The 12,917-nt window shown below is 71.8% G+C and carries 12 protein-coding genes; 10 read left to right on the top strand and 2 right to left on the bottom strand.

Features of this window, described 5'->3' with window-relative positions; translation table 11 throughout:
* Window positions 1–38: 38 nt before the first annotated feature.
* The 8 genes from AC2D8W_RS14220 to AC2D8W_RS14185 all read left to right on the top strand — a co-directional run bounded on the left by AC2D8W_RS14220 (window position 39) and on the right by AC2D8W_RS14185 (window position 7,683).
* A complete protein-coding gene (locus AC2D8W_RS14220; protein WP_484672068.1) occupies window positions 39–1,418 on the top strand; it encodes a Do family serine endopeptidase in 1,380 nt (459 codons plus the stop codon).
* Between the two features lie 62 nt (window positions 1,419–1,480).
* On the top strand, window positions 1,481–3,088 hold the full coding sequence (locus tag AC2D8W_RS14215) for an AbgT family transporter (protein ID WP_484672067.1): 1,608 nt from the start codon (window positions 1,481–1,483) through the stop codon (window positions 3,086–3,088).
* Window positions 3,089–3,136: 48 nt separating this feature from the next.
* Window positions 3,137–4,441: a replication-associated recombination protein A gene (locus AC2D8W_RS14210; protein WP_484672066.1), complete on the top strand. Its 1,305-nt coding sequence runs from the start codon at window positions 3,137–3,139 to the stop codon at window positions 4,439–4,441.
* 70 nt (window positions 4,442–4,511) lie between these two features.
* The gene (locus AC2D8W_RS14205; RefSeq protein WP_484672065.1) at window positions 4,512–4,946 is read left to right on the top strand and encodes a hypothetical protein; all 435 of its coding nucleotides are present in this window, start codon (window positions 4,512–4,514) and stop codon (window positions 4,944–4,946) included.
* Between the two features lie 9 nt (window positions 4,947–4,955).
* Window positions 4,956–5,687, top strand: a complete 732-nt coding sequence (locus AC2D8W_RS14200) for an RluA family pseudouridine synthase (protein ID WP_484672064.1) — start codon at window positions 4,956–4,958, stop codon at window positions 5,685–5,687.
* 89 nt (window positions 5,688–5,776) lie between these two features.
* Entirely contained in the window at window positions 5,777–6,265 is a 489-nt protein-coding gene (locus AC2D8W_RS14195; RefSeq protein WP_484672063.1) for a CC0125/CC1285 family lipoprotein, read from the top strand.
* A gap of 60 nt (window positions 6,266–6,325) precedes the next feature.
* The gene (gene crcB, locus AC2D8W_RS14190) at window positions 6,326–6,709 is read left to right on the top strand and encodes a fluoride efflux transporter CrcB (RefSeq protein ID WP_484672062.1); all 384 of its coding nucleotides are present in this window, start codon (window positions 6,326–6,328) and stop codon (window positions 6,707–6,709) included.
* Complete coding sequence (locus tag AC2D8W_RS14185) at window positions 6,706–7,683, top strand: RluA family pseudouridine synthase (protein WP_484672061.1); 978 nt, start codon at window positions 6,706–6,708, stop codon at window positions 7,681–7,683. Before crcB ends, AC2D8W_RS14185 begins: the two co-directional genes overlap by 4 nt.
* Before the next feature lie 100 nt (window positions 7,684–7,783).
* On the opposite strand, the gene AC2D8W_RS14180 is transcribed toward AC2D8W_RS14185, so the two are convergent.
* Window positions 7,784–8,968 (bottom strand): DUF1501 domain-containing protein, encoded by a 1,185-nt coding sequence (locus tag AC2D8W_RS14180; RefSeq protein WP_484672060.1) that lies wholly within the window; start codon window positions 8,966–8,968, stop codon window positions 7,784–7,786.
* On the bottom strand, window positions 8,965–10,356 hold the full coding sequence (locus AC2D8W_RS14175; protein ID WP_484672059.1) for a DUF1800 domain-containing protein: 1,392 nt from the start codon (window positions 10,354–10,356) through the stop codon (window positions 8,965–8,967). Before AC2D8W_RS14175 ends, AC2D8W_RS14180 begins: the two co-directional genes overlap by 4 nt.
* A gap of 78 nt (window positions 10,357–10,434) precedes the next feature.
* On the opposite strand from AC2D8W_RS14175, the gene AC2D8W_RS14170 reads away from it, so the two are divergent.
* The gene (locus AC2D8W_RS14170; RefSeq protein ID WP_484672058.1) at window positions 10,435–11,175 is read left to right on the top strand and encodes an ATP12 family chaperone protein; all 741 of its coding nucleotides are present in this window, start codon (window positions 10,435–10,437) and stop codon (window positions 11,173–11,175) included.
* A gap of 124 nt (window positions 11,176–11,299) precedes the next feature.
* Window positions 11,300–12,832: an acyl-CoA carboxylase subunit beta gene (locus AC2D8W_RS14165; protein ID WP_484672057.1), complete on the top strand. Its 1,533-nt coding sequence runs from the start codon at window positions 11,300–11,302 to the stop codon at window positions 12,830–12,832.
* Window positions 12,833–12,917 lie beyond the last annotated feature (85 nt).

Genomic DNA, 12,917 nt, shown 5'->3' with positions numbered 1-12,917 from the left:
CGCCTTCCGTTTCGGAGAGTCTATTGCCCGCGTCCAGGATGACCGTCCGCCTTCTCGTTCCCGTGCTCGCCATCGCCCTCGCGGCGCCGGCCGCCATGGCCCAGCCCGCGCTCCGCGCCCCGCCCGAGAACGCGGTGGCGATGAAGTCCTCGTTCGCCCCGATCGTGCAGCGCACGGCGCCGGCGGTGGTCAACATATCGGCCAAGCGCCTGGTGCGGGCGCAGACCGATCCCTTCTGGCAGCTGTTCGGCCTGGGCGCCCCGCCCGGCCGGCTGGCCTCGTCCCTGGGGTCGGGCGTGATCGTGCGGGCCGACGGCGTCATCGTCACCAACAACCACGTGGTCGAGAACGGCCAGGAGATCACGGTGGCGCTGAACGACCGCCGCGAGTTCCCCGCGCGCATCCTGCTCGCCGACCCGCGCACGGACCTGGCGGTGCTGAAGATCGACGTCGGCTCTGAGCGCCTGCCGGTCCTCGCGCTGGACGAGAGCGGCGACACGCAGGTGGGCGACCTGGTGCTGGCCATCGGCGATCCCTTCGGCGTCGGGCAGACCGTGACCAACGGCATCGTCTCGGCGCTGAACCGCACCACCAACGACGACGGCTCGGCCTACATCCAGACGGACGCGGCGATCAATCCGGGCAATTCCGGCGGCGCGCTGGTCGACATGGACGGCGAGCTCATCGGGGTGAACAGCTTCATCCTCTCGCGATCCGGGTCGTCGTCGGGGGTCGGCTTCGCCATTCCGGCCCCGGTGGTGCGGCGCGTGGTGGACACCGCGGTCGGCGGCGGCCAGCGCGTCGTCCGGCCCTGGCTGGGCGCGCGGACGCAGAGCGTGACGTCCGAGATGGCCCGCAGCCTGGGGCTGCAGCTCCCGCAGGGCGCGCTGGTGGCCGACATCTGGCCCGGCGGCGCCGCCGCAAAGGCCGGCCTGCGCCAGGGCGACGTGGTGCTGCAGGCCGGCGGCCAGCGGGTCGTGGACGCTCCGGCGCTCAACTACCTGATCAACACCCGCCGGCCGGGCGATACGATCCCGCTTCAGGTGCGCCGGGCGAACGGCCGGGACGAGACCCTCACGCTGCGCGCCGAGGCGCCGCCCGCTTCGCCCGCGCGCGACGAACGCACGCTGGCCGGCCGCAACCCCTTCGACGGCGCCACGGTGGTCAACCTGAGCCCGGCCGTCGCCAGCGAGCTGGGGATCGATCCGTTCGCGGGGCCCGGCGTGCTGGTCACCGCCATCGGCGGCGGCCTCGCGCGCGGCGCCGGCCTGCGCCCCGGCGACATCGTCCGCGAGGTCAACGGCCAGCGGATCGGGCAGGTGCGCGACCTCACAGCGGTGATCGCGACGCCGACGCGCGTCTGGCGGGTGACCATCGAACGGAACGGCCAGACGGTGACCGCGACCTTCACGGCCTGATAGGCTTAGCAATGGCCGTCGGCCCCCCTACATAGGGCGGAAGCGGCAGGGGGAGCTCCGGCTTGTCTGACAAGGCGAGGGGCGAGAGCCCGCAGACGACGCGCGGGTTCCTGGCGGCCGTGGAGCGGCTGGGCAACCTGCTGCCCGACCCCATCATGATCTTCGTCTGGCTGATCGCGGGCCTGATGGTGCTGTCCGCCGTCGGCGCCGGCTTGGGCTGGTCGGCCTCGCTCACCTACGCCGGCAAGGAGGCGCCCCAGTTCGGCACGCTGGAGAACGGCGTCCTGACCTTCACGGCGGAATCCCTCTTTTCGGAAGAGAACATCACCCGGTTGCTCACCGAGATGGGCCGCACGCTCACCGGCTTCGCGCCCTTGGGGCAGGTGCTGGTGATCATCTTCGGCGCGGCCGTGGCCGAGCGCGTGGGTCTGCTGAGCGCCTTGATCCGCGCCAGCCTGCGCGACGCGCCGAAGGTGATCCTGACCCCGATGGTGGCCCTCATCGGCATGGTCTCGCACCACGCCTCGGATGCGGCCTACGTCGTCTTCATTCCGCTGGCGGCGCTCCTCTACGCGGCGGTGGGCCGTCATCCGCTGGCCGGGCTTGCGGCGGCCTTCGCCGCGGTATCCGGCGGCTTCGCCGGCAACATCACGCCGGGCCAGACCGACGTGCTGCTGTTCGGCTTCACCCAGGAAGCCGCCCGCATCATCGACCCCAGCTGGAACATGAATCCGCTGGGCAATTGGTGGTTCATCCTGGCGATCGTGCTGCTGTTCACCCCGATCATCTGGTTCGTCACGGACCGGATCATCGAACCTCGCCTGGGACCATGGGGCGGCGAACCCGATGATGAGCTGAAGGCGGAGCTGGCGAAGTCCGCTTTGACGGCGGAGGAATGGCGGGGGCTGAAGTTCGCCGGGGGCGCGGCGCTTGTGGTGGTCGCGGGTTTCGCGGCGCTGGCCCTTTGGCCCGGCTACACCCCGCTGATCGACGAGAGCCGCGATGGCCCGTCGCGGTTGCAGGCCTTCTATGCGTCGCTGATCGCCGGCTTCATGCTGCTGTTCCTGTTGAGCGGCATCGCTTTCGGCATCGGCGCGGGCCGGATCCGCCGCGCCGCCGACGTCCTGGAGAAGATGATCGACGGGGTGCGGATGATGGCGCCCTACGTCACCTTCGTGTTCTTCGCCGCCCACTTCGTGGCCATGTTCAACTGGTCACGCCTGGGCCCCATCGCGGCCATTCAGGGCGCCGAGGCGCTGCAGGCGTTCAGCCTGCCTGCGCCGTTCCTGCTGGTGGGCGTGCTGATGTTCTCGTCGGTGCTCGACCTGTTCATCGGCTCGGCGTCGGCCAAGTGGAGTGCGCTCGCCCCCGTGGTGGTGCCGATGTTCATGCTGCTCGGCATTTCGCCCGAGATGACGACGGCCGCCTATCGGATGGGCGACAGCTACACCAACATCATGACGCCGCTGATGTCCTACTTCCCGCTCGTGCTGGCGTTCTGCCGGCGCTGGGACGGGACTGTGGGCGTGGGCACCCTGCTGTCGCTGATGCTGCCGTATGCGCTGGGGTTCATGGTCGCCGGCATCGGCATGACGGTGGTCTGGGTGGCGCTGGAGTTGCCCCTCGGTCCCGGCGCGGGGGTGCGCTACGCCCTGCCGGGAGCCCCGTGAGGCGACCAGCCGGGTGGGCAGGGGCGTCCGCCATGCTAAACCCTGCGGATGGCCGACCTCTTCGAAGCCGCGGGTCTGACGCCCTCGCAGCCGACGCCGCTGGCCGACCGGCTGCGGCCACAATCGCTGGACGAGGTGGTCGGGCAGGACCACCTCCTGGGGCCTGAGGGACCGATCGGCCGGATGGCGGCCGCGCGCCGTCTTTCGTCGATGATCCTCTGGGGCCCGCCGGGCACGGGCAAGACCACGATCGCCCGCCTGCTGGCCAAGACGGCGGGCTACGAGTTCCAGCAGCTCTCGGCGGTGTTCTCGGGCGTCGCCGATCTCAAGAAGGCGTTCGAACAGGCGCGCACGCGCCGGCTTGCGGGACAGGCCACGCTGCTGTTCGTCGACGAGATCCACCGCTTCAACCGCGCCCAGCAGGACGGTTTCCTGCCGTTCGTGGAGGAGGGGGTCGTCACGCTGGTGGGCGCGACGACCGAGAACCCGTCGTTCGAGCTGAACGGGGCGCTGCTGTCGCGGGCGCAGGTGTTCGTGCTCAAGCGCCTGGACGACGCAGCCCTCGACGGTCTGCTGGCCAAGGCCGAGCAGCACGAGGGCCGGGCCCTGCCGCTCGCGCCGGACGCCCGGCAGGCGCTCATCAACATGGCCGATGGCGATGGTCGCTACCTGCTCACCCTGGCCGAGACGCTGCTCAACATCGCGTCCGCCAAGCCCCTCACGATCGCGGAGCTGGGACAGCAGCTGCAGAAGCGCAGTCCGGCGTACGACAAGGATCGGGAGGAGCACTACAACCTCATCTCCGCCCTCCATAAGTCGATCCGCGGGTCGGATCCCGACGCGGCGCTGTACTGGCTCGCCCGCATGCTGTCCGGGGGCGAGGACCCGCTCTTCCTCGCGCGGCGTCTGATCCGCGCAGCCGCCGAGGATATCGGCGAGGCCGATCCGATGAGCCTCGTCCTCGCCAACGCGGCCAAGGACACCTACGACTTCCTGGGCAGCCCCGAGGGCGAGATCGCGCTGGCCCAGCTGGTGGTGCACCTGGCCTGCGCGCCGAAGTCGAACGCGGTCTACACCGCCTACAGCGCCGCCATGAAGGCCGCGCGCGAGACCGGCTCGCTGATGCCGCCGGCGCACATCCGCAACGCGCCCACGCGCCTGATGCGCGACCTCGGCTACGGCAAGGGTTACGCCTACGACCACGACACCGCCGACGGCTTCTCGGGCCAGAACTACTTCCCGGACGGCATGGAGCGCCGTGTGTTCTACAAGCCGCGCGGCGAGGGGAACGAGGCGCGGATCAAGGAGCGCCTTGAGCGCTGGGCCGCCCTGCGCCAGGCCAAGGGCGGATGAGTTTTTTTTCGCGCGACAATGTTCGCCGGCGGGCTCAGGCTGATCCGATAACGACCCTGGGGAGGGTGCGATGACGACAGCGGCTGAAACGACGGGCGCGAGGCCGGGCTGGCTCTTCTGGCTGGTGGTGGCCGTGGGCCTGTTCTGGAACGGCTTCGGCGCGGTGGACTACACCATGAGCCACGTCCAGGGGGAGGCCTGGTACCGCGCCATGGGCATGGACGACGCGATGATCGCGCACATGGCCTCGTACCCCACATGGATGCACGCGGTCTGGGCGATCGGGGTGTGGGGCTCGTTCCTCGGATCGGTGCTTCTGCTGCTGCGGTCGAGGTGGGCGTTCCACGCCTTCGCGGCCTCGATCGTCGGCGCGCTGGGCAACTTCGCTTACATCCTGGCCAACCCCGGCCCGATGGACGCCGTCATGCCGATGGTCATCATCGTGATCTGCGCGTTCTTCATCTGGTACGCGTGGACGATGACGAAGCGGGGCGTGCTCCGCTAGACCGAGGGGGTGAAGACCCCGAAGCCCGTCCAGCTTTCCGACGACGAGACCGCCTTCGTCCGCGGCCTCGTTCTCTACGAGGACGCCGAGATCCTCGCGCTGGCCAAGCCCGCGGGGCTGTCCAGCCAGGGCGGGCGCGGCCAGGTCCACACGCTGGACGAGCTCCTCTGGGCCTTCGCGAAGCCCGGCAAGGCGCGGCCGCGGCTGATCCACAGGCTCGACCGCGACACGTCAGGGGTCATCCTGACGGCGAAGACCAAGCCGGCGGCCGGCTTCCTCGGCAAGGCGCTGATGGCGCGGGCGTTCTCCAAGACCTACCTCGCGCTGGTCACGCCCGGGCCGCCCGAGCCGCGCGGCGGGCGCATCACCCTGCCGCTGCGCCGGGTCGAGGAGGGCCGCGAGGCCTACATGCGGGTCTGCGCGCCCGAGCATCCGGACGCCGAGGCTGCGGCGTCCCGCTATCGCACGCTGAAGGCGGCCGAGGGCGCGGCGCTGCTGGAGCTCGAACCTGAGACGGGCCGCATGCACCAGCTGCGCGTCCATCTTGCGGCCGTCGGACGGCCGATCGCCGGCGACCCACGGTACGGCGGCGCGCTGGTGGTGGGGGGACAGCCGGTCCCGCGCCTGATGCTGCACGCCGCGGCGCTGACGTTCCCGCACCCGGCCGGCGGCCGCAAGCGCATCGAGGCGCCCATGCCCCCGGACATGGCGGGGCTGCTCACCCAGCTTCACCTCGCCTGACGCGGCCCCGCAGGAACGCGGCGGCCAAGCCGCTCGTTCTGCCGTATAAGTCTCGGAAGGGACGCGCATTTTCGTCGGACGCCTGAACCATGAAGCGCCTGCTGCTGATCACGCTCGCCGCCTCGGCCCTTGCCGCCTGCGCGACGGCGCCCACCCTCTACCAGCCCGCATCGGGGCGAGAGGGCGTGGGCTACTCCGAGTACCGGATCGAGCCCGGGCGATACCGCATCACCTTCCACGGGGGCGCCGGCGCGCCGCCCGCACAGGTCACCGACTACGCGCTGCTGCGGGCCGCCGACCTGGCGCTCGCGGAGGGCTACGACTGGTTCCGCATTTCGGACCGCTTCATGGAGGGCCGCCCCGACAGGGGCCCGCGCGTGAGCTTCGGCGTGGGCGGGGCCAGCTTCGGCCGCCGCTCGGGCGTCGGCGTGGGCGTGAGCACCGACGGCGTCAGCCTGGGCGGCGGTCCGTCGGTGGCGACGACCATCGAGGTGGTCATGGGCCGCGGCGAGCGGCCACGCGGCGCGGACGTCTACGACGCGCGGGCCGTGCGCGCGAACATCGGGCCCCGCGCCTGATCGCGGCGGCGCGACGTCGGCGCAGTGGCAAAGCACCGCTCGCCGTCGCATAAGCGCGCTATGCAGAATCTCCTCCTCGTGGCGGTCGGCGGCGCGGCGGGCGCGAGCCTTCGCTACCTGCTGGGAGTCCAGGCCCACAGGAGCCTGGGCGGCGGATGGCCCTGGGGCACGCTGGGCGCGAACGTGATCGGCGGATTCCTCATGGGCGCGCTCGCCGGCTGGCTCGCCTGGCGCGGCGGGGCCGACCAGGAGCGCTGGCGGCTGCTTCTGGGGGTGGGCGTACTGGGCGGCTTCACGACCTTTTCCGCCTATTCGCTGGAGGTCGCGCTGATGCTCGAGCGGCGGGCCTGGGGCGCGGCGCTGGCCTACAGCCTGGGCTCGGTGGTCCTCTCGGTCGCAGCGCTCTTCGCAGGGCTCCTCCTCGTGCGGCGCGTGCTGGCATGAGGGAGGTCCGAACCCTCTATGTCGACAAGGGCGAGGAGGGCGTGCGCCTGGACCGCTGGTTCAAGCGCCGCTGGCCGCACCTCAACCACATCCAGATCCAGAAGCTGACGCGCTCGGGCCAGATCCGCGTCGACGGCGCGCGCGCCAAGCCCGACACCCGCCTCTCGGCCGGAAGCCAGGTGCGCGTGCCGCCGCTGCCCGACGCGCCCCGGCCCAAGGAGAAGGGCAAGCTTCCGCCCCGGGACGTGGCCTACGCGAAGAGCCTGGTGATCTACGAGGACGAGGAGGTCCTGGCGCTGAACAAGCCCTCGGGCCTCGCCGTGCAGGGCGGCACCAAGACCAGCAAGCACGTCGACCGCCTGCTGTCGGCCTGGGGCGAGGGCCTGGAGCGGCCGCGGCTGGTCCATCGGCTGGATCGCGACACGTCGGGCGTGCTGGTGCTGGGCAAGACGCCGGCGGCGGCGGCGCGGCTGGCGGGCGCCTTCGCCAAGCGCCGCGCGCAGAAGGTCTACTGGGCCATCGTCGCGGGCTTCCCGAAGCCGGGCGAGGGGGTCCTGGAACTCCCCCTGGCCAAGCAGGGTGTCGGCGATCGCGAGATGATGGTCCCGACCGACCCCAAGGACCCCAGGGCCGAGACCGCCGAGACCGAGTTCGTGACCGTGGCGCGCGCCGGCCCGCGCGCGGCCTGGATGGCGCTCTGGCCGCATACCGGGCGCACGCACCAGCTGCGCGCGCACATGCTGGCGATGGGCCACCCGATCCTGGGCGATCCCAAGTACAACACCGAAGCCAGCCGCGAGCTGTCGGCCGGTCTGAAGCTGCAGCTGCACGCGCGCCGCCTGGTCCTGCCGCACCCGTCGCGGGGCGCGCTGGTGCTCGAGGCGCCGATCAGCCCCGAGCTGGCGGCCGGCTTCGAACGCTTCGGCTTCGACGAGCACGAGGCCGATCCCGAACCCTTCAAGAGGCGACGTTGAACGGCGATCCCCTGGACCAGGCCAGGGCCTGCCTCGACGTCGGCCGCTCGACGAGGCGCTTGCGGTCAGCGCATCCCGATCCGACGACCGGCAGAACGCTCTAGACGAGGCCGGTCAGCGGCTTCACCGGCGCGCTGTCCGGGAAGACCAGGGTGTCGAGCGTGCGGCGGTCCAGTCCCAGGTGCTCGGCCAGCAGGCCCTTCTCCAGGCTCCGCAGGTCGAGCGCCGGATAGACGTCCCGATCCTCGAACAGGGCCTGGCGGCGCAGGGTGGGCCAGTCGCCGATGACGCCGCCCGGCTTGAGGGCGCCGCCGAGGACGAGCGCCGTCGAGGCCGTGCCGTGGTCGGTGCCGCCCGTGCCGTTCGCCCGCGCCGTCCGCCCGAACTCGGTGACGGCCAGGACCACCGTGTCGCCCCACGCCGGTCCGAGGCCGGCCTGCAGCCCGTCGACGAGGGCGTCCAGCGCTGCGAGCCGGGGAGCTATCGCGGCGGCCTGGTTCGCGTGCGTGTCGAAGCCGTCCAGCGAGACCGCCGCGATCTGCGGCCCGTCGGGGGCGGTCAGGAAGCCCGCCAGCGCCTCGCCGAGGCCGCGCGCGACCTCGCGCCCCTGGGCGGGTCCGGCGCGCGGTCCAGCCATGCCGCGCGCGCCGGCGCCCGTCTCCCGCGCCAGCGTCTCGGTGGCCAGGCCGCGCGCGAGCGCCGGTCCCAGCAGGGGATCCTCCCGGTACAGCTCCTGAAGCAGGGACGGCAGGCGGGCGGCGGCGTCGATGGTGCGCCCGGGCGACCAGGAGCCGGCCGGCGCGGGGCCGCGCAGGATGAGCGGCGCGGTCGCCCCGACGGACAGGGCCTCGACCTTGCCCTGGCGCGCCAGGGCGCCGACCGCGCGGTTCAGCCAGCCGCTCGGAGCGGCGTAGACCCCGCCGGCGCCGGTCTCGAGCACGTCCTGCGCCTCGAAGTGCGAGCGCGCGCGGTCGGGCGTGGCGGCGGCCGGTGCGATCCGCGCCTGGCCCGCCTTGGCGAGCGCGTGGATGGCGGTGAGCTGCGGGTGGAGCGCGAAGGTGGAATCGAGCTGCAGCGCATCGTCGCCCAGCGCGAGGGCGCCCCGCAGCGGCCGATAGTCGGGATCTCCCACGGGCGCGGCCACCGAGAGGCCGTCCATGCCGCCTCGGCAGACGATCACGACGAACCGGCGTCGCGCGGGGACGGCGGCGTGCGCGGCGCGGCCCAGGAAGGGCAGGGCGAGGCCGGCGCCGAGGGCGCGGCGGCTGATCGGCAGCGGGCTCATCGGCGCTGGAACTCCGGGGTCATGAGGAGGAGGGCCACGGCTTCGGCGCGGCTCTCCGCGCGCCGGATGGCGGCGGCGCTCGCCGGCGTCAGCCGGGCGCCCAGCGCCGCTTCGGCCAGCGACGCCGGCTCGGCCACGCGCGGGCCTGCGGCGGCGCCCAGGGCCTGGGCGACCTGCATGCGCTTCACCAGGGCGTCCGAAGCCGCCCAGGGCGCCGCCTCGTCCGGCCAGCCCTTCGGCGAGGGCGCGCCGAACGGGCGCTGGCCCAGGGTGTTCAGCGCCTGGCTCACCTGGGGCCCACGGGGCGCGCCGCCCAGGGCGCGATAGCTGGAGACGACGAACTCGTACGGCGTCTTGAACTTGGAGGGCCGCGCGTCCCAGGCCTCGGGCGCGTCGACGAGGGCCTCGGCCACCCGGGCCAGGTCGCCGCCCGACGCAAGCCAGGCCGCCTCCAGGCGCGCCGTGAGCGCGGGGGACGGATCGTCGGCGACGAAGTGGCGCGCGATCTTGCGGCAGACGAAGCGGGCGGTCTGCGGGTGCGACGCGAGATCGGCCAGGATCGCCGTCGCCTGCGCCTCGCCGCTGTCCGGATAGTGTCGGCCCATGACCGTGCGCCCGCCTGGCTCATGCGCCGGCGCACGGAACACCACCGGGTCGGCCATGGCGGGCTCGTCGGGCCGGGCGAGACTGAGACCGGTCAGGGCGCGGGCGAACTCGGTCACGTCGGCCTGGGTATAGCCGCCGTCGATCCCGACGGTGTGCAGCTCCAGGATCTCCCGCGCAAGGTTCTCGTTGAGGCCGGCCGGCCGCCCGGCGACGCCGCGATTCCGCATCCGGGCGGCACGGCTGTTCGGGCCGATGGACTGCGCCTGGTCCAGGTAGAGCAGCATCGCGGGATGGGTTTCCGCGGCGGCGAGCAGGTCGGCGAAGCGGCCGAAGACGCGCGGCCGGATCGCCTCGTTCTCGTAGGGTCCGACAAGCGTCGCGACCTGGATCCGCACGGCCGAAACGGTGAAGTGGTTCGCCCAGAACAGCGCCCAGCGCTCGCGGAATCCGGCTGGGGTCTGCAGCGCCAGCCGGACCCGGTTCTGGACGTCCCCGACGGCGTTCTCGCGTACGAACCGGCGGACAGCCTCGGCCGGGTCGGCGCCGCCGCCGTCCGCCGGCTCGGCCATGACGCGCGCGCGGCGGTACGCGCGGAATTCGGCGAGGCGCACGGCCGACGTCTCGCCGCCGGTGTCGAACGTCTCGGCGCCGCTCCGGCGGATCTGCGCCTTCAGCCAGCCGCGCGGATCCGGGCGCGCGGCCGCGATCTCGCCCGGCTGTGCGCCCAGGCCGAAGCGCGTGACCGCGATGGCGGCGTCCAGTTCACGTGGGTTCGCGGCCAAGCGCGTCCTCCCTTGCGACGGATGCATTTTGCGCCCAATTGCACGCCCGCGTCGGCGTGTTCCGTCGGGAGAGGTGTGATGGATCTGCGCAAGGGCTTCCACGAGCCCGCCGAGAAGCCCAGGCGGTTCTACAAGACGGTCGCGGTCACGGAGGCCGAGGGCGGCTTCGGCGTGCTCCTCGACGGCCGCAACCTGCGTACGCCCAAGGCGGTGCGGATGGTGCTCCCCACGCGGGCCGCCGCCGAGCAGATCGCCCAGGAGTGGGCGGCCCAGACCGACGTCATCGAGATGGCCGCCATGCACGCCACGCGACTGGCGAACACCGCCATCGAGACCGTCGGGGCGACGCGCGAGGCGGTGGCGGACCAGATCGTCCAGTACGCGGGCTCGGACCTCCTCTGCTACTTCGCCGAGTCTCCGCGCGAGCTGGTCAGTCGGCAGGAGACCGCCTGGGGCCCGCTGCTGGCCCGCGCCGACGCGGAGGCCGGGCTGGTGTTCGAGCGCTGCGAAGGCATCCAGCACCGCCCGCAGCCGCCTGAGACGCTGGCGCGCGTGCGCGAGATCGCGCTGGAGCTCGACGACTTCGCGCTGGCGGGCCTGGCGTTCGGAACCGCCCTGTTCGGGTCGGCCGTGCTCGCCGTGGGCGTGCTCCGCGGCTGGACCAGCGGCGAGGCCGCCTTCGAGCTCTCACGCCTCGACGAGTCCTTCCAGGAGGAGAAGTGGGGGATCGACGCCGAGGCGGCCGAGCGGACCGCGCGCCTGACCGGAGAGGCGGCCATGCTCGAGCGCTGGTTCCGCGCGCTGGCGACGGTGGACTGATATCACGCAGCTTGGGCGAGGGCGGTGGTCCGCCTCCCGTCTCCGCGAGGCTCCCGCGGGGTGAACTTGCGCGCCTTCGCACGCGCGACTACGCCTGCGCCGTGGTGCAGGAGAAGACGGTCCCGTGAAGCACATCCTCGAGGAACTTGAGAAGCGTCGCGACGAGGCCCGCATGGGCGGCGGCGAGAAGCGGATCGCCAACCAGCACGCCAAGGGCAAGCTGACCGCCCGCGAGCGCATCGACCTGCTGCTCGACGAGGGGTCGTTCGAGGAGTTCGACATGTTCGTCGAGCACCGCGTGTCCGAGTTCGGCATGGACAAGCAGCGGATCCCCGGCGACGGCGTCGTCACCGGCTGGGGCCGCATCAACGGCCGCGTCGTGTTCGTCTTCTCCAAGGATTTCACGGTCTTCGGCGGTTCTCTTTCGAGCGCTCACGCCGAGAAGATCCTGAAGGTCCAGCGCCAGGCGATGAAGGTCGGCGCGCCGGTCATCGGCCTGTTCGACGCCGGCGGAGCGCGCATCCAGGAGGGCGTCGCCAGCCTCGCGGGCTATGCCGACATCTTCCTCGAGAACACCTTGGCCTCGGGCGTCATTCCGCAGATCAGCGTCATCATGGGCCCCTGCGCCGGCGGCGACGTCTACTCTCCGGCGATCACCGACTTCATCTTCATGGTGAAGGACACCTCCTACATGTACGTGACCGGCCCCGACGTGGTGAAGACGGTCACCCACGAGGAGGTCAGCCACGAGGAACTGGGCGGCTACCGGGTCCACGCGCTGAAGTCCGGCGTCGCCGACGGCGCCTTCGAGAACGATCTCGAGGCGCTGACCCAGGTCCGCCGGCTGGTCGACTTCCTGCCGCTCTCCAACCGCGAGAAGCCGCCGGTGCGTCAGAGCTACGACGCGCCCGACCGGGTCGAGATGAGCCTCGACACCCTCGTTCCGGCCAATCCGAACAAGCCTTACGACATGAAGGAGCTGATCCAGAAGGTCGTGGACGAGGCCGACTTCTTCGAGATCAGCCCGGACTTCGCCAAGAACATCGTGGTCGGCTTCGCGCGGATCGACGGTCAGCCCGTGGGCATCGTCGCCAACCAGCCGCAGACGCTGGCGGGCGTGCTCGACATCGACTCGAGCCGCAAGGGCGCGCGCTTCGTGCGCTTCTGCGACTGCTTCGAGATCCCGATCATCACGTTCGTCGACGTTCCGGGCTTCATGCCGGGCACGCGGCAGGAGCAGGGCGGCCTGATCCGACACGGCGCCAAGCTGCTGTTCGCCTTCGCCGAGGCCACGGTTCCGAAGATCACGGTCATCACCCGCAAGGCCTACGGCGGCGCCTACGACGTCATGAGCTCCAAGCACATCCGCGGGGACGTGAACTACGCCTGGCCTTCAGCCGAGATCGCGGTGATGGGCGCCAAGGGCGCGGTGGAGATCATCTTCCGCCAGGAGATCGGCGACCCCGACGCGATCGCCGCGCGGACCGCCGAGTATCAGGCCCGCTTCGCCAACCCCTTCGTCGCCGCCTCACGCGGCTACATCGACGACGTGATCATGCCGCATTCGACCCGGCGCAGGATCGTCAACGCGCTGCGGAACCTCAAGGGCAAGACGCTCTCGAATCCCTGGAAGAAGCACGACAACATTCCGCTCTAGCTTCCGGAACATCCGCTCTCCGTACCGTGTTCTGCCGAGTGAGGCGGGCGCAAGCCCCGCCGCTTGCAGGAACCCAAGGAGAACG

The organism is Phenylobacterium sp. T106 (assembly GCF_057219735.1).
Note: the sequence above shows the minus strand (reverse complement) of the source record. Positions and strands in the feature narration are given on the sequence as shown.